Raw genomic sequence first — 17742 nt, 5'->3', positions numbered from 1 at the left:
CTTGTAGTCTTTTGTGCTCCCGCAGGGCACCCCTCATACTCAAGCATGGGCCCCTAAGAAATGTAAGCTTCGCTTACTAGGGCAACATTTTCCATCGCTAAGCTCGGAAAATATTACCCCTGTCCCGCCCGGTGTAGGTCCCTCCCATGCTTGGCATGATGCTTCCCTGCTCGCGCTTGCCTAGATTATTGGGGTCGCTTTTTGTTTATTCAACTATTGACGAAATCATATTTTCGTATACGTCGCGGGAGCAGTTTGGTGTGACGTAAAGGGAATATGTGTAGGTGCTATCTTGCCACAGGGCGAGGTTGAAGAGGTTGGCTTCGGTGCCTTTGAGGGTGATGGTGTTGCCGTTTACTTCGAGGGTGTCCTGATAATTGTAGGTGTTATAGTCACCGCTGATGTCTTCAGAGCCAAGGGCTTTGCGGTAGCAGATTTCATTGTCGCCTTCACCATAGTAGATGATTTGTGCAGTCTCGCCTGCAATGAGAGTGTAGCTGGTTGAGGTAATCTTAAATGGAAGATTATCAAGCTCTTTGATTTCAAAGCCGGCAGCATCGCACAGTTCTTTCAATGAATTATATTCAACGATTGGATTTGCAATTGTAGTAGAGATATCATATTCTCCTTCTGTGGCTTCTTCAGTTTTGAAGGCTCCATCATTACTTGGAGCTCCTTTTGTTCCACCAGCTACATCTGGTTCAGCAGCTTCCTCTGTCGCAGATTCGTACGCGGAGTCTAAAAGATATGTTGAACCATCCATTTGCTTTGAAACATTACTTTGCATGTAAATTACACTTCCTCCTACTACCACAACTGCCAGCGCTGCGGCAATTGCAGTGTATTTCTTCCAATTGGTAAATCGGATGATATTAGAATCATCACCGAATTTCTTTATGTTATTCATTATTCTTTCCCTCGATTCATCTGAAAGTGAAATTCTATCCATAACTTCATCATATTTCTTACTCAAAATCATACGCCTCCTTTAGAATTTCTTTGAGCTTCTCACGACCACGTTTTAAGTTTGAACGGACTGTAGATTCCTTCATTTCTAAGAGCTTTGCAACGTCAGCGGTGGAATAGCCCTCATAGTAGTAGAGGTGAATTACCTCGCTATAGTTTTCAGGAAGCTCTTTTACTGCCTGCCACAGGAAGGATAAATCTTCACGTTCCTCGGCAACTAATTCTTCCATTAGCTCATCAGTCTGGCGAATGCGGTTGTATTTGATTTTGTTTTTTGCAAGATTTGCAGCAACCGTCATGCACCAGCTTTTTTTGTGGGCCTCATTTTCGAAGGAAGGTGCTGTTTTCAGATATTGAATCAGAGTTTCCTGCACAATTTCCTCGCTATCTTCCATATTGTGAAGGTAGGAGTAGGCAAAACGAAGAATGTCATTGCCATAGTCCTTCAAAATTTGCTCAGCAATAGAGTTCAGTTCAGCCCTATCTATGGAGTCACTTTTTATATTATTGATGACAGCATAATAGAGTTTTAGAAAGAAGTCTTTGATGCTGAAGCTGTCTTCAAGTTTAATACTGTAATCCATGATGTTCCTTTCTTTTGTTCGCTCTAATATGGATACAACTTAGGACTGGAAAATGTTGCAGGTGAAATAATTTATTTTCATATTATCATATTTAGAAACAGATTATTAGATATGAGGAATAGTAGTATACAAGTTTTTGCGCTTAATAGGTAAAGAATTATACTGTGTGGAAAGCAAGGAATTGATAAAATCTAGGATAGTTGAAATTATGGGGAAGCCTTGTATAAGGAGAAGAGAAAATGTTTGAATTATTTAAAGATGGAAGCCTGGCTACGATAGTGCTTGATGATAATGGCGTTCATGGAATGAAGAAAATGACTGAGATATTCGCAGAGGATATAAAGCGTGTTACTGGAAGAAAGCCAGAGATAGTGGAGGAGCTTCCAGGTGATAGCAAGTATGTTATTTATGTTGGCCTAGCTGAGAGCGAGGCTGTAAATAACCAATTCGTAAATGCGATAGACGTTTCAGAGATAAAGGGAAAGCGTGAGGTATATGGCATTTTCATGTTCAGAAATCCTGCAGATGCCACTCAGAAGATTCTTGCCATAATCGGAAGCGATAAGCGCGGTGCTACCTATGGAATGTTTAATCTTTCAGAGAAGATGGGGGTTTCACCTTGGTATTATTGGGCAGATGCAACTGTGAAGAGACGTTCCGAAGTTGTTTTCGATAAAGATATCTGTGTGGTATCAAAGGAACCATCAGTGCGATACAGAGGTTTCTTTATAAATGATGAACAGCCTTGCCTTGGAGAGTGGGCTAAGGAAAATTATGGCAGCATAAGTCCTTGTCCAATTCTTTATGAGAAGATTTTTGAGCTACTTCTTAGATTAAAAGGAAACTATATCTGGCCTGCTATGTGGCGTTCAGATTTTACATTGGATTACTTCGCAAATGCGGAACTGGCAAATGAGATGGGCGTTATTGTTGGAGCGTCTCATCATGAGCCTTGCTGCCGTTCTGGGCAGGAATTCCAGCGACTTCGTCATGACAATCCTCAGTATGGCGAGGATTGGAGCTTCCTTTCAAATGCAGAAGGCATTACAGAATTTTGGAAGGATGGCCTGATTCGTAACAAGGATTTTGAGAATCTGATTACAATTGGTATGCGTGGCGAGAACGATTCTTATCTTATGCCAGCAGATGCTACTCTTGAAGATAATATAAATGTTTTAAAGTCAGCCATCACTAAGCAGAAGGAGTTAATCGCAAAGTATGCACCTTCTGAGCATCCACAACTTCTTGCTCTTTATAAAGAGGTGGAGGATTACTATTACGGTGACGAGACCACAAAGGGTCTGAAGGATTGGGATGCCCTTGATAATGATATTATGATGCTTTGTGATGATAATTTTGCAAACGTCAGAACACTTCCAGATGATGACCTGCGCAAAAAGTCAGGTGGCTTTGGAATGTATTATCACTTTGATTATTTCGGTGAGCCAGTGTCATATCTTTGGATCAACTCATCACCTCTTTCAAAGGTGTGGGAGCAGATGACAATGGCCTATGATTACGGTGTACGTTCCGCATGGATTGTGAACGTAGGTGATATTAAGAATCAGGAGTTACCACTTAGCTATTTCCTTGATTTGGCTTATGACTTTGATAAGTGGGGCACATCAGCAATCAACCAGACAACTGTATATACGGAGAACTGGCTTAAGAATCTTGGATTTGATAAGGAGGTTGCAGTTCAGGGAGCGAAGCTCATTAATCAGTATGTTGGCTTGAATGCAAAGCGTAGACCTGAGGCCCTTCGTCCAGATACTTATCATGCTGTTCACGAGAATGAAGCCTTTGAAATGTTAGATCGTATATGCGATATGAATTTTGATGCGGACACACTGTTTGATAAGGTGAAGGCAACAGAGCTTGAGGAGTGCTTCTATCAGCTGATTTATTACCCAGTTAAGTCAGTAGGAGCAATCAACAACATGCAGATTTCTGCCAGCATCAATGCAAATTACATCAGACAGGGCAAGAAGATAGCCAATGAATATGCTGATGTGATTAGAAGCAATATTAACTATGAGCGCAAGCTGGTGGATGAGTATCATACAAGAAACAATGGTAAGTGGAATCACATGCAGTCTGTTTACCATATCGGATTTACGAATTGGAATGATGAGCAGTGTCAGTATCCAGTATGCCAGTATTACAATCCAGTGAGAGACAGTAGACTTATGGTAAGCATCGCTGACAGAGAGGATTTCACTGGGGCACACAGATGGACAAGACATGTTCTTCAGTTGCCACTTTGCTTCCAGTCAAGACCAGAGGCTGGCATTGAAATTGGAAATGGTGGCGAGAAGGAGCTTCATTACCACATTGACTGGGATGGCGATTGGCTTGAGATAAAGAGCGAGTACGATGATAATCCTATCAAGAAGAATGAAGCAGCAGTGATTGATAATTCTATCGTATATTATGTGAAGGTTCTCAGAGATAAGTGGGATAACAGTTCTTCAACCATGATTCGTATATACGGAGATGACTGCGAGGTTGTTGCTGATGAGTCAGAAAACGGTGGCAGCATTACCATGGTAGAGATTCAGGTAAACGTAACAGATTTGGATTTATCTGAGACAAATGAGCAATGCTTCCTTGAGGCTGATGGATGTATTTCAATTGAGGCAGGTCACTTCAGCAAAGCAATTCCTTCAGCTGTTGCTGAGTATAAGGAGATTAAGGACTACGGCAAGACAGAAAGCGGAATGAAGGCATATCCTCAGAATATCAGATTTGATAAAGAGGAAGATGCGCCAGCGCTTATCTATAATGTATTCTCAGAAGAGGATGCAGAGTTTACCTGTCATATTTATGCAGCAGCTTCTAATCCAGTTGTTTATAGAGGAAAGCTTGAACTTGGTGTTGCAGTAAATAATAATCCTAGAAATATCGTAAATACGATACCAGAAAAAGGCTTTGACCCATGGAAGTCTGAAAGCTGGAGAAAGGGTGTGCTTGATCAGATTCACATTGGAAGCTGCAAGCTTAGGCTGAAGAAGGGACTTAACGAAATTAAGCTGACAGCCATTGACCCAGCTGTGGTTATTGAAAAGCTTGTACTTTGGAAGGATGGAACTGAGATAAGAAAATCTTATCTTGGACCAAAGGAAAGTGTATTATACAAGGGCAAGAATTAGGCAAGAAAAGCCATAAATTATCAATAATTGTCGAATATGCATCGGTTGAAACTTTGTAGGGGATAAACATATAGTTTATCCCCCTTTTTACGTCTCCTTTGAATGTTAAAATAGCCTTACCGCGGTGTCTTTACATTAAAAAGAAGGAGAATATATGGGTATGGTAAAAAGAAGGCTTTACAAGTGTCTTTCCGTTGTTGCTATTTCTGCAATGATGGCAACCACTGTTGTGCCTCCTACAGTCAACGCAACTGAGGCTACTGATGTAGCTACTGAGGAGACAGTGGAAGAAGCTTCTGAGTCTGAAGATGCTGAAACCAGCGAGGAGTCTAAGGAATCTTCAAAGGACAGCAAGGAGGACAAGGAAGAGAAGACAGAGGAAAATTCTAAGTCAGAAGAAAAATCAGAGGATTCAAAAGACTCAAAGGATTCTAAGGACGAGGACTCTGAAAAGAAGGATTCAAAGAGGGATGAGTCTGAGGATGAGGAATCAAAGGACGATGCTGACAAGGAAGATGAATCTGACAAAGATAAAGAGGAATCTGAAGAGGAAGAAGATCAGGAGTGTGAAATCACATATCCAATGATTGATTTCGACAAGGATTACAGCAAAGGCGGCTCATGGGGTACAGAAGTAACTGTCAAGGGCGGCGCTTTTAAGATTTCTTACAGCGGACAGTATGCTGAAAAGGTTTTAGGTTTACCAGAGGGGATTAAAGGTAAGCAGGTTAAGGCTGTTAAGGTAAACATCAAGAAGGGTGATGTTCAGAGGTTTACTGTAAAGCTTCGTAATGAAGGCGAAGAAGTTAAGCCAGCTTACGGAACAAATGTTATTGAAAATACAGATAAGGCTGATTTCGACGGAATCGGCTTAATGACAACAGCTGACGGTTCAACATCTTATACAATCAGTAGCATTACTTTAACTCTCGTTGGAGAGGAAGCTGATTTCCCAAAGCCATCTGAGGTTGAGGAAGAGGTTGAAGAGAAGTCAATCGAGAGAGACATTCCTGATTTAAAGGACTATGTTTCATCTACAAAGGGTATTGGAAAGAATTCTTACACAGGTGCAGCTATCATGCTTTCAGAGATTTCTGACAAGACACTTATGGACCTTGTTGAGAAGCACTTCAATGCCGTTACATTTGGAAACGAGTTTAAGCCAGATGCTCTTTTCAACTATCAGAATGACAAGCCTTCAGAGGGCATGATTGTTGAGGAGACATGGACAGATTCAAAGGGTGTTACTCACGAGAACATGAAGGTTCCTACTCTTAATTTCTCACGTGCTGAGAAGATGCTTGATGCAATTAAGGATTGGAACGATGAAAATCCAGATGACCAGATAAAGGTAAGAGGTCACGTTCTTACATGGCACTCACAGACACCAGAATGGTTCTTCAAGGAGAACTATGATCCAAATGGTGATTGGGTATCTCCAGAGGAGATGACTCTTCGTCACGAGTGGTTCATTAAGAGTGTATTTGAGCATGTATTCTCATCAGAGTACAAGGATATGTTCTATGGATGGGATGTTGTAAATGAGGCATGCTCTGATGGCTCTGGCACATACAGAAGTGCAGATCCTAGTGAAAGATCAAACTGGGCTAGAATTTATGGTATTGGAAGCTCAGAGGATGCACCTGAGTACATTCTTAATGCATTTAGATTTGCAAACTACTATGCGCATGAGATGGGCCAGGATAACCTTGAGTTATACTACAATGACTATAACGAGTGCTCAGGCAACAAGCCAGATGCAATCGCGCAGTTACTTGAAAGCGTAAAGAAGCATGAGAAGGATTCAGTTCTTCCTACAAGAATCACAGGCTTCGGTATGCAGGGACACCACAATATGCAATCACCATCTAAGCAGCAGATTATCAACTGTGGTATTAGATACGGTAAGATTGTTGGTACAATCCAGGTTACAGAGCTTGACTTCAAGTGCAGCTCAGACTTCGGTGGCACAGATGCTGAGCTTTCAGCTGAGTACACAAAGGAAGCTTACAGATATAAGGATGTATTTGATGCTTATAAGGAAATCGACGCTGAGCCAGGTATCGATGTAAACAACATCACAGTTTGGGGCGTTATCGATCCTAACTCATGGCTTCAGACAAGCAGCAGTGTTGGTGGCGGAGCAAACGGCAGACAGAAGCAGGTTCCACTTCTTTTCGACGGCGATTACAAGGCTAAGCCAGCTTACTGGGCATTTGTTGATCCAAGCAAGCTTGAGCCTGCAATCAAGTCTATCACAGTAGTTCAGGCTTCAGGCAGCGATATCTTCGCTCACGGCAAGCAGGCAAAGATTGAAGGCACAGATTACAGCTTCGTCCCTGTTTGGGACAAGAACAAGGTTGCTGTTAAGGTTAAGGCACCAGGTGCTCAGAGTGTTAAGCTTTATGTAGATTTTGCTCAGGCAATGGAAGACGGTGCTGAGGTTAAGACAACTGAGGCAGCTGTTGATGAAAATGGAGAGTGCGTACTTGAGCTTGAGGGCGCAGAGGAGTTCGTTACCTCTTCTAAGTTTGCACTTGATGTTGTTGTTACAGATGAGGATGGCCAGCATGCATTCAACAACCTTCGACTTACACAGGATGAGGGAAGCAAGTACTTCGCCAAGGCACTTTGCAAGCCTTACATGTCAGTTGTAAAGGGTACACCAGTTGTTGATGGTGAGGTTGATGATGTTTGGGCAAATGCAAAGGATGTTGAGCTCACAATCACAGGTGGCTCACATCCAAATGCTACAGCTTCAGCTAAGGTTCTTTGGGATGAGAGCAAGCTCTATGTTCTTATGAACGTAAAGGATTCTGTTCTTGATGCATCAGCTAGCGCTGTTCACGAGAAGGATTCTGTTGAGGTATTCATCGATGAGAACAATAATAAGTCAGACGCTTTTGAGGATGACGACAAGCAGTACAGAATTAACTACTTAAATGAGACAAGCTTCAATGGTACAAAGTGCCTTGAGGAGAATTGCGAGCACGCTGTTACATTAACAGATGATGGCTACATGGTTGAGGCATCATTTGCATGGACAGATATCACACCAGAGGTTGGTCAGGCAATCGGTCTTGATCTTCAGATTAATGATGGTGCTGATGGCGGACGTATTGGTACAAGAACATGGTACGATGAGACAGGCAACGGCTGGAGTGCACCAAGAGTATTCGGCGAGGTTACACTTGTTGATGCTGAGGTTGAGCCAGAGGAGCCAGTTGAGGAAGTACCAACAATCTCAGTTATTGAGGATGTTGTTTATACAGGAAAGGCACTTAAGCCAGAGGTAGTTGTAGTTGTTGGCGACAAGACACTTGTTAAGGGAATTGATTACAAGGTATCTTACAAAAACAACAAGAACGCAGCTACAAAGGTTAGCACAGGTATGGGAGATGACTTTGATGAGAATCTTCCAACTGTAATCGTTAAGCTTAAGGGCGAGTATGAAGGCGAGCTTAAGGCTAACTTTACAATTGCAGCAGCTGATTTCGCAGGAGAAGGCTTTGAGTTCACAGCTCCAAAGAACCTTAAGGAGAAGTCAAAGGCTACAACTCCAAACGTTACTGTTAAGTTCAATGGTAAGAAGGTTTCTAAGAATGATTATGTAATCACTTACAAGCTTGGCAAGGACGGCAAGGAGATGAAGCAGCTTCCAGCATACGCTTCAAACGGCGATGGCCAGTACTATGCAGTAGTTAGAGCTAACAGCACAAACTTCACAGGCGAGAAGGAGGTTGCACTTGATGTTATCGCTGATGCACAGGTACACATCCTTTCAGCAAATCTTAAGTCTAGATACGTTAAGTGGGATGAGAAGAGAAATGTCGTCACTTTGAATCTTGAGTACAAGGTTAACAAGAACGACGAGGCTTCTTACTTCGGCGTAAAGAAGGGCACAGTAGTTAAGCTTCAGGTAGGCAAGGACTACAATGCTTGGATGGTAACTTACAGCAAGTGGCTTGGCGTTGGTCTTGCAACTGTTGAAGGAACAGATCCATTCTTCGGACACAGAGTTGTAGTAGTTTCTGTTAGATAAAAATTTTATAAAAAATAATCAGTTTTTTCAGGTCCCATTCACCCGTGGGACCTGTTTTTTTTATATAAATTTAGATATAATATGAGATGGATGGGGTATATTGACCCAAAAACCAAAGGAGGTAATTTATGAAAAAGTTACAAGGATTCAAGAGAGTAATCACTCTCGTGCTGGCACTTGCCATGGTTGTTACTATGGGATTCATGCCAGTGAAGGCTTACGCTGCTGAGACAAAGGCAGATGTTAAGTCGGTTGCAGAGCTTCCAAAGAGCTTTGAAGGAAAGACTGTAATCGTTCACACAAACGATGTTCACGGTCAGATTGACAAGTACTCACAGGTAGCAGCTCTCAGAAATGAAATCAGAGCAAGAGGCGCAGAAGTTATTCTTGCAGACATCGGTGATTTCAGCCAGGGTACAGCTTATGTAAGCACAACAAAGGGCTTATACGCTGTAACTATGATGAATGCAGCAGGTTATGACATTGCTACACTTGGAAATCATGAATTTGATTACGGTTATGAGCAGCTCAAGACAAATCTTGCAAGAGCTCACTTCAAGGTAATCTGTGCAAATGTTTTTGACAAGAAGGGTAACCCAATTCTTGATCCTACTTATGTTGCAACAACAGCATCAGGACTTAAGATTGGTTTCATCGGATTAGAGACACCTGAGACACAGACAAAGGTTAACCCAGCTCTTATTAAGGGCATCAAGTTTGCATCTAAGTCAGAGCTTTATACTTCAGCTCAGACACAGATTGATGCACTCAAGGCTCAGGGCGTTGACTTGGTTATTTGCTTAGGACATCTTGGTGTTGATGCTGAGTCTGCTGCTGATGGACACAGAAGTACAGATTTACTTGCTAACACAACAGGCATTGATCTTTTCCTCGATGGACACTCACATACAGTAATGACAGAGGGTGAGAATGGCGAGGCTGTTACTTCTACAGGTACAAAGCTTGAGTACGCTGGTGTAGTAGTTATCGACAACGCTACAAAGAAGGTAGAGAGCAAGTATCTTGTAAAGCTTGATGATGGCGTTCTTAAGGATGAAGGTGTTGAGGCAGTTTCAAAGACAATTACAGATTTAGTTGATGCTGAGTACAGTGTTGAGCTTGCAAAGTCTGACATTGATCTCAATGGTAAGAAGGCTCCTGGTGTTAGAACAGAGGAGACAAACCTTGGTGATTTAATTGCTGATGGTCTTAAGTGGAGCGTTACTAAGGAAAAAGGTGCTTTAACTGTTCCTGAGGATCACGTAGTTGCTATCACAAATGGTGGTGGTATCCGTGCTTCTATCAACGCTGGTTCAGTTACAAAGAAGGACATTAATACAGTTCTTCCATTCGGAAACACAGTTGCAGTTATTTATGTAAAGGGTTCAGTGCTCCTTGAGGCACTTGAAGCAAGTACATATTGCACACCAGATGCTGTTGGTGGATTCCCACAGGTTTCTGGAATTAAGTTTACTGTAGATACAAAGGTTCCATTTGCTCAGGGAGAGGCTTATCCAGATTCTACATACTATAAGCCAGCTTCAATTAACCGTGTTACAATCCAGAGCATCAACGGAAAGCCATTCAAGGCTGATGACACATATGCAGTTGTTACAAACAACTTCGTTGCAGCAGGTGGTGACACATACTACGCATTTGGTAGCGCAGTAAACCAGTTTGACACAGGTATTGTAATGGATGAGGCTGTTATGGATTACGTTAACACTCAGCTTGGCGGCAGGGTTAAGGCTTCAGACTATGGTGAAGTAAAGGGAAATATTACACTTAAGTAATTAAATATTTAAAGCAGGAAGGAGCTGACAGCAATGTCAGTTCCTTTTTTGTGACTATTCTGTGTCTTGTATGGTAATTAGCTGTGTTTTAATTAGAATAAAAATTGAGGGAATTTATGTTGATTCTCAATTATGTATAGCAGGAGTATGCTTTATGAAGAAAAAGGTGATGAGAATAATGATGATAGTGTCATCGTTACTTCTTGTTATGTTTGTTATCATCACATTTTATATTACAAACAGGGTCAAAAGGATACTGCTTGATAACTCTGAAAATTCTGAGACTCAGGTTGAGCAGTACACTGATAAAGCCATGCGCGATGCAGTTACGGAGCAGCTTACCGCCACCACAATGGGTTGCGCATACGTAATGAATGAAACCTTCAGAAATTTTGCAGGATCTGTTGAAATGATTGCCGATTCGGCAACCGAGATTTACAGCAATCCAGATAAGTACGGAAGGGCCAAAATCGAGCCTCTGGAGAAATCTGATCTAGGAAGAATCATGGGGCAATTCGTATATGCGGAGGACGTAAATCCTACAGATGCTGCGGTTTTAGAAGAGTTATATATGATTGGCAATCTGGAAGGTAGTATGCTTGCAATGTACGAGCAGTATCCGGAGCTTGGCGCGGTAAGCATCGGTACAGAGACTGGCCTTATGTTTCTTGCAGGTCCAGTGCTTGAAGAGCGATGGGATGCAGATGGTAATTATTCGCATTTGGATGCCAGAAAACGACCTTGGTACATAGGAGCAAAGGAAACTGAAAGTGCGTACTACGCAGAGGTTACCCCTGACTATGATACAGGAAGGCTTGCCATTATGTGTGGAGCTCCAATATACAAGGAAGATGACTTCGTGGGCGTAGCAGGCGCTGGACTTTATCTTGAAGGAATTGAGTCCATGATGATGAATGCCAGAATCAGCGATGCTGGAACCTCCTGTGTAATAGATAGATCAGGTAAAATTCTTTTCTCATCAAGTAATGAAGGAGAACTTCAGAGGGAATCAGTACTAGGAGATAAGGGGGATTCTGTTGGCTTCAACGATATTGTAAACAGAGCCTCAGAAGGCAAGGATGGTCTGGCACACATGGACGTCAATGGCGTTCGAAGCTTCGTGGCCTACTATCCGATAGAAACAGTTGGCTGGACCCTGATATCAATTGTTCCAGAAGAACTTGTTCTTGCTCCTAACGAAAGCCTTTTAGCATCACTGAAGGACAATCACTTGAAAGAGATGCATGATGTTCAGGCCACAATCGGAGCATCATTTCTCACAATTATTATGTTGATTATTATCATAGGTATAGCTGTTGCAGTGACAACTAATATTCTTAGCAACCATTTGGTTGAGCCTATAGAAGAGCTTACCTACAAGGTCGAGAATCTGGATGGTGATCAACTTGATTTCCAGTGGAACAAGAACACTGGTGATGAGGTTCAGAAGCTTGCAAATTCCTTCGGACTAATGACAGAGAGAATGAAGGAATACATCGTGGATATTAAGAATGCCACAGCTGAGAAGGAGAGGATAGGCACGGAGCTCACCCTGGCCACCAAAATTCAGCTTGGTATGCTCCCTCATGATTTTCCACCATTCCCTGACAGGGATGAGTTTGATATTTTTGCAACCATGACTCCTGCAAGAAAGGTTGGCGGCGATTTCTATGATTACTTCCTGATTGACGAAGATCATTTAGGACTTGTCATGGCTGACGTATCAGGAAAGGGAATTCCAGCTGCACTGTTTATGATGATTTCAAAGACCATACTACAGAGCTGTGCGATGCTTGGAAAGTCGGCAGGCGAGACCCTGACAAAGGCCAACGAAGCACTTTCGGCTAACAATCAGACTGACATGTTTGTCACTGTATGGTTTGGAATCCTTGAAATATCAAGTGGAAAGCTTACCTGCGCAAATGCAGGTCACGAATATCCAGCTCTCAAAAGGGCTGACGGTGCCTTCGAATTGTTCAAGGACAAGCACGGTTTGGTCATTGGAGGAATGGAGGGCATACGCTACAAGGAATATGAAATCCTTCTTAATCATGGAGACAAGATATTCCTATACACCGATGGCGTTCCAGAAGCCACCGATGCCGATGTCAAAATGTATGGCACCAGCCGTATGATTGAAGCCCTCAACCAAAACCCTGATGCATCGCCACAGGATATAGTCACCATCGTACACAACGACGTAAATGCTTTCGTAAAGGAAGCAGAGCAATTCGACGACCTTACCATGATGTGCGTCGAGTACCACTGACACCACGCGGCGGGGAGAATTTATTGTGATTTATTTGCGAAAAGCTATTGCAATTGCGGGAAAGGTCAACTATTATATTCGAGAAAACAAATGCAGAGTAGACTGTAAAGCGTTAAGTGCCAGGTGAACAGGGAGTTGTCATTTGGACGAAGGGTAAAACCGCGGTTTTATGGTCGCATCCCGCTGCTACATAAGAGTTGTATTTTAGATGCACCTCCATTGTAGGCAAACGGAACTGCAAAGGAGGTGCATTTTTTATGAAGAAACTTAGAGACACAAAGACACTTACTGTTGCAGCTATGCTTACCGCTATCGGTATAGTATTGGGATTTTTCAAAATCCCCGTGAACCAGTTTATTGAAATCAGATTTGGCTCGATGCCTATCTGTTTGGCTGGTATGCTATTCGGCCCTGGCGTGGGCGCAGTTGTAGGGGCGTTGGTTGATATCGGAGGATATCTGGTGAAGCCAACAGGTCCATTCTTTCCTGGATTTACGGTGAGCTCAGCCGTATCGGGAATAATTTATGGTTTGGTGCTTCACGGCAGAAGATTTACATTGCCTAGAATCGCAGTGGCACAGACAATTCACATGGTGGTCGTTGGAATAATATTGAACAGCTATTGGCTTAATCTTCTTTATTTCCAGAATGGCTACATTGCTACAATAGTGATGCGTTTGCCAAAGGAACTGATTATGCTTCCTATCAATATTGCAATTACTTATGTGTTGATTAAGGCCGTGGAAAAGGTCAGAAACAGAGGGCTGATTTTTGGATAATGGATTTGAGTTTTTAAAGAATCTTCCACATTTCGTTCCTCCAAAGTCAGGAGGAAAGAGGGCAGCAGATTTCTTTTCGCTGGATGCTGAGCTTGCGCTGCTTAAAAAGCTGGGCAATCCTCATCAGGACTTGAAATATATACATGTGGCAGGAACTAACGGAAAAGGTTCAACTTCAGCTTTTATCGCATCCATTCTCAAAGAGGCAGGTTTAAAGGTGGGGTTATTTACCTCACCTTTTTTGTATGCTTATAACGAGATGTTCAGGGTGAATGGAAATGATATTTCAGATGAGGATTTCAACAGGATTTTCTCATGTATAAAGCCGGCTTATGATCAGTTGGCCAGCGAGGGTATATATCCAAGCGAGTACGAAATACTTACTGTAATGTCCTTTTTATATTTCAAAGAAATGGGCTGCGACATCGTTGTGATGGAGGTTAGTCTGGGTGGAAGAGTGGACACAACCAATGTGATTCCTTCGCCTCTTGTAACGGTGATTACACCTATCAGCTATGATCACATGACGATTCTTGGAGACACCCTGGCAGAGATTGCATCTGAGAAAGCAGGTATAATAAAGTCTGGTACAGTGGTAGTTTCTGCCCAGCAGGAGGAAGAGGTACAGCAGGTACTTTCGAAAAAATGCGAAGGTCTTACTATAGAGTTGAGCTACTGCCCAAGTGCGACAGTTTTAGAACGCTCTTTGTCTGGTCAAAGCTTCAAGCTTGAAGACAGAGATGAGGTATTTGAGACAAAGCTACTTGGAACCTATCAGATTAAAAATGCTGCATTAGCAATTATGGCTGCCGAAAAACTTCGGGGCGCAGGCTATGATATTTCAAAGAAGGCAATTGTGGAAGGTATCAGAAATACAGAGTGGTTCGGTCGCTTTAGTCTTTTGCAAAATAATCCACCGGTGATTATCGATGGTGGGCATAATAGGCAGGGAGCAAAGGTTCTGGCAGACTCCCTGCGAGAATATTTTCCAGATAAAAAGATTACCTTTATTCTTGGAATCCTAAAGGATAAGGAAGTGGATATAATGCTTGATACATTGCTTCCTTTGGCAGAGCAAGTCTTTACAGTAGCAGTTCCAAATCAAAGGACTATGCAGCCTGAGGACTTGGCAGAGATGATTCAGGCGCGAGGATGCAAAGCAGAAGCGCTGACGGATGCAGATGGAATATCTTCGGTAATTCAGCAGGCTGAAGTTGTCTGCATAGCTGGCTCCTTGTATTTGCCTAGCGGTTTGGTAGTTGACTGATAGCAATATAGAAGGTATAGTCTAATCATAAATGGAGGATTTATGAAGGCACTGATAGCAATGAGCGGCGGCGTGGACAGTAGTGTTGCCGCTCTTTTAATGAAAGAAAAGAATTATGAATGTGTAGGCTGTACTATGAAGCTTTACGGCAATGAGGATGTGGATTTGTCTGAGACAAGCACCTGCTGTTCTCTTGATGATGTGCAGGATGCAAAGGATGTTGCAAGAAAGCTTGGCATGCCACACTATACCTGGAATTTCAAGGAGCAGTTCAGGGAGAAGGTAATCGATAATTTCATCGATTGCTACGAGCATGCTATGACACCGAATCCTTGTATCGAGTGTAACAAGCATTTGAAGTTCTGTGAGCTATATCGCAGAGCAAAGGAGCTTGGCTGTGACAAGATTGTAACTGGACATTATGCTCGAGTTCGTAAATGCGATAATGGATACCAGTTGCTTAAGGGAAAGGATGCAAGCAAGGATCAGTCGTATGTACTGTATTCAATGACTCAGGATGAGCTGGCCCATACAGATTTTCCACTTGGTGAGTACTCAAAGGATGAAATCAGAAAGATTGCTGAGAGTCATGAATTCGTAAATGCGAATAAGCCGGATAGTCAGGATATCTGTTTCGTCCCTGATGGAGATTATGTTTCTGCTCTCAAGCGTTTCACAGGAAAGGAATATGAGCCTGGTGATTTCGTGGATATGGAGGGGAAGGTCCTTGGAAAGCACAAGGGACTTGTCTGCTATACAATTGGTCAGCGCAAGGGGCTTGGCATTTCGGCAGCATATCCTCTTTACGTTGTAAGACTTGATACTGAAAAGAATCAGGTGGTTCTTGGTAAGAATGAGGATTTGTTCTCAAGAGATGTTTATGTTGAGAATATCAACTGGATTGGACCAGATGAGTTGCCTGAGACCTTCAGGTGTGCTGCAAAGGTACGCTATAGAATGTCAGAACAGCCATGTGAGGTTCAGCGTGTTGGAGCAACAGCTGCAAAGATTATCTTTGATGAGCCACAGCGCGCCATTACCCCAGGTCAGTCAGCTGTTTTCTATGACGGCGAGGTTGTCCTTGGTGGCGGCATAATAAAACATTAATAATTAATAAATAGCCTGCTATAAATATTTTTTATAGCAGGCTATAATTTTATTTTATAAGAGCATTTGCCCTCTTTTATTGACATAGTAAGTTGTAGGGTTTAAGGTGAAAGTACTGTTTTATGTTAGAAAGAGGGATTTTACAGATGTATGAAATCGAAATTAAGCATTTAACAAAGACCTTTGAGGATAAAGTGTCTAAGGTTGATGCTATTACAGATATTAATCTGAATATCGAAAAGGGTGATATCTTTGGAATCATCGGTATGTCAGGTGCTGGAAAGAGTACCTTGATTCGATGTCTCAATTATCTTGAGCGCCCGACCAGCGGTCAGGTTATCATCGAAGGTAAGGAGCTTGGTTCTTTATCAGAGAAGGAGCTTCGCAAGGAACGTCAGGAAATCTCTATGATTTTCCAGCATTTCAATCTCCTTCAGCAGAAGTGTGTTCTTGATAATGTTATGTTTCCAATCACACTTCAGGGAGTGAAGAAGGCTGAAACGAAGAAAAAGGCTATAGCACTTCTTGAAGAGGTAGGTCTTGCTGACAAGGCTAAGGCATATCCATCACAGCTTTCAGGTGGTCAGCAGCAGCGTGTTGCAATAGCCCGTGCTCTTGCAAGCAATCCAAAGATTTTGCTTTGTGATGAGGCAACAAGCGCACTGGACCCAGCTACAACAGCTTCAATTCTTTCACTTCTCAAACAGATAAATAAGGAGCATGGTATCACAATCGTGCTTATCACACACCAGATGTCTGTAGTGAAGGCAATCTGTAACAAGGTGGCTGTACTTGAAGAAGGTCATCTTATCGACACAGGCAAAATCGGAGAGGTTAGTCTCCCAGAGGACAAGTTTTTTTGGATTGATGGAGACAGTCGACTGAATGACAGAAGAACTTGTGCGGATAAAATCACAGATGCGGAGGTAGATGGTTATGTGGGATAGCACCGTTGTTAATATGATTTTAGAGGGAATACTACAGACCATTTACATGAGTGTAGTTTCCACATTTTTAGGATACGTTTTAGGACTTCCAATGGGAGTGCTCCTTACAGTTTCAGACAAGACAGGCTTAAAGCCAAACCCAGTTTTATACAAGGTTTTAGATGTGATTTCAAATCTGGTTCGTTCGGTACCATTTTTGATTTTGCTTATTTTGCTCATTCCATTCACAAGACTTGTAGTGGGAAAGTCTTATGGTAGCACAGCTACAATTGTACCACTTGTAGTTTCAGCGGCTCCTTACATTGCTCGTATGGTAGAGTCTTCCCTGAAGGAGGTTGATGCAGGTGTTATCGAGGCGGCAAAGTCAATGGGCGCAAGCAATACACAGATAGTTTTCAAGGTACTTCTTGTTGAGGCACGCACTTCGCTTATTACTAATGCTACAATAGCCCTTGGAACAGTATTTGGCTACTCAGCTATGGCAGGAGTCATTGGTGGAGGCGGACTTGGAGATATTGCAATACGCTATGGCTACTATCGTTATCAGGCAGACATCATGATTGTCACAGTTATTTTGCTTATTGCTCTTTTTCAATTTTTCCAGAACAGCGGAATGGCTATTGCCAAGAAACTGGATCACAAAAAATAATATATGAATTTAGCTTTTAAGAGGCTCTTTGGATTAATTCCAGAGGGCCTTTTTTGATAATTATATGAAGCTTTTACAAAATAGTCACAGATTTTACAAATAATCGGCGTATAATATACAACCGAGAATGCTTAATAAAGCTAACAAGGGAATCGTACCGATCCTCTTTGTTGATATTTAGCCAGGA

General features: G+C 42.3%; 10 protein-coding genes, 1 pseudogene and 1 riboswitch. Of the genes and pseudogenes, 9 read left to right on the top strand and 2 right to left on the bottom strand.

The genetic code is table 11. The features are described from left to right. Positions 1–205: 205 nt before the first annotated feature. Together FXF36_RS14410 and FXF36_RS14405 are read right to left on the bottom strand one after the other, a co-directional pair. Positions 206–973, bottom strand: coding sequence for a hypothetical protein (locus FXF36_RS14410; RefSeq protein ID WP_151625279.1), 768 nt, complete (start codon positions 971–973; stop codon positions 206–208). Next, complete coding sequence (locus FXF36_RS14405; protein ID WP_151625277.1) at positions 966–1550, bottom strand: RNA polymerase sigma factor; 585 nt, start codon at positions 1548–1550, stop codon at positions 966–968. Before FXF36_RS14405 ends, FXF36_RS14410 begins: the two co-directional genes overlap by 8 nt. A 239-nt stretch (positions 1551–1789) precedes the next feature. Between FXF36_RS14405 and FXF36_RS14400 the strand changes: the two genes are divergently transcribed. From FXF36_RS14400 to FXF36_RS14360, 9 genes and pseudogenes are all read left to right on the top strand, one after another. Then, positions 1790–4702: a glycosyl hydrolase 115 family protein gene (locus FXF36_RS14400; RefSeq protein ID WP_151625275.1), complete on the top strand. Its 2913-nt coding sequence runs from the start codon at positions 1790–1792 to the stop codon at positions 4700–4702. A gap of 160 nt (positions 4703–4862) precedes the next feature. Continuing rightward, positions 4863–8744 carry an endo-1,4-beta-xylanase gene (locus FXF36_RS14395; RefSeq protein WP_167511403.1) on the top strand — a complete coding sequence of 1294 codons (3882 nt, stop codon included), beginning with the start codon at positions 4863–4865 and terminating at the stop codon, positions 8742–8744. Between the two features lie 128 nt (positions 8745–8872). Beyond that, positions 8873–10537 (top strand): bifunctional metallophosphatase/5'-nucleotidase, encoded by a 1665-nt coding sequence (locus FXF36_RS14390; RefSeq protein ID WP_151625271.1) that lies wholly within the window; start codon positions 8873–8875, stop codon positions 10535–10537. A 154-nt stretch (positions 10538–10691) separates the two neighbouring features. Next, on the top strand, positions 10692–12806 hold the full coding sequence (locus tag FXF36_RS14385; protein ID WP_167511402.1) for a SpoIIE family protein phosphatase: 2115 nt from the start codon (positions 10692–10694) through the stop codon (positions 12804–12806). A gap of 91 nt (positions 12807–12897) precedes the next feature. Beyond that, positions 12898–12994, top strand: a riboswitch (THF riboswitch). Positions 12995–13063: 69 nt separating this feature from the next. Next, positions 13064–13585: a folate family ECF transporter S component gene (locus FXF36_RS14380; protein ID WP_151625267.1), complete on the top strand. Its 522-nt coding sequence runs from the start codon at positions 13064–13066 to the stop codon at positions 13583–13585. After that, the gene (locus tag FXF36_RS14375; RefSeq protein ID WP_151625265.1) at positions 13578–14852 is read left to right on the top strand and encodes a bifunctional folylpolyglutamate synthase/dihydrofolate synthase; all 1275 of its coding nucleotides are present in this window, start codon (positions 13578–13580) and stop codon (positions 14850–14852) included. The genes FXF36_RS14380 and FXF36_RS14375 overlap by 8 nt, the downstream gene beginning before the upstream one ends. A 42-nt stretch (positions 14853–14894) precedes the next feature. Beyond that, the gene (mnmA, locus tag FXF36_RS14370; RefSeq protein ID WP_151625263.1) at positions 14895–15959 is read left to right on the top strand and encodes a tRNA 2-thiouridine(34) synthase MnmA; all 1065 of its coding nucleotides are present in this window, start codon (positions 14895–14897) and stop codon (positions 15957–15959) included. 146 nt (positions 15960–16105) lie between these two features. Next, positions 16106–16795 (top strand): annotated as a pseudogene (locus FXF36_RS14365) (methionine ABC transporter ATP-binding protein); the annotation flags it as partial. Between the two features lie 100 nt (positions 16796–16895). Continuing rightward, positions 16896–17555, top strand: a complete 660-nt coding sequence (locus tag FXF36_RS14360) for a methionine ABC transporter permease (protein WP_151625259.1) — start codon at positions 16896–16898, stop codon at positions 17553–17555. Positions 17556–17742: the final 187 nt, after the last annotated feature.

The organism is Pseudobutyrivibrio xylanivorans (genome assembly GCF_008935055.1).
Lineage (GTDB): Bacteria > Bacillota > Clostridia > Lachnospirales > Lachnospiraceae > Pseudobutyrivibrio > Pseudobutyrivibrio xylanivorans_A.
Note: the sequence above shows the minus strand (reverse complement) of the source record. Positions and strands in the feature narration are given on the sequence as shown.

Coding starts and splice junctions, on each gene's coding strand:
- FXF36_RS14385 (WP_167511402.1), top strand. CDS start 10,692: ATGAAGAAAAAGGTGATGAGAATAATGATGATAGTGTCATCGTTACTT.
- FXF36_RS14380 (WP_151625267.1), top strand. CDS start 13,064: ATGAAGAAACTTAGAGACACAAAGACACTTACTGTTGCAGCTATGCTT.
- FXF36_RS14360 (WP_151625259.1), top strand. CDS start 16,896: ATGTGGGATAGCACCGTTGTTAATATGATTTTAGAGGGAATACTACAG.
- FXF36_RS14400 (WP_151625275.1), top strand. CDS start 1,790: ATGTTTGAATTATTTAAAGATGGAAGCCTGGCTACGATAGTGCTTGAT.
- FXF36_RS14405 (WP_151625277.1), bottom strand. CDS start 1,550: ATGGATTACAGTATTAAACTTGAAGACAGCTTCAGCATCAAAGACTTC.
- FXF36_RS14390 (WP_151625271.1), top strand. CDS start 8,873: ATGAAAAAGTTACAAGGATTCAAGAGAGTAATCACTCTCGTGCTGGCA.
- FXF36_RS14395 (WP_167511403.1), top strand. CDS start 4,863: ATGGTAAAAAGAAGGCTTTACAAGTGTCTTTCCGTTGTTGCTATTTCT.
- mnmA (WP_151625263.1), top strand. CDS start 14,895: ATGAAGGCACTGATAGCAATGAGCGGCGGCGTGGACAGTAGTGTTGCC.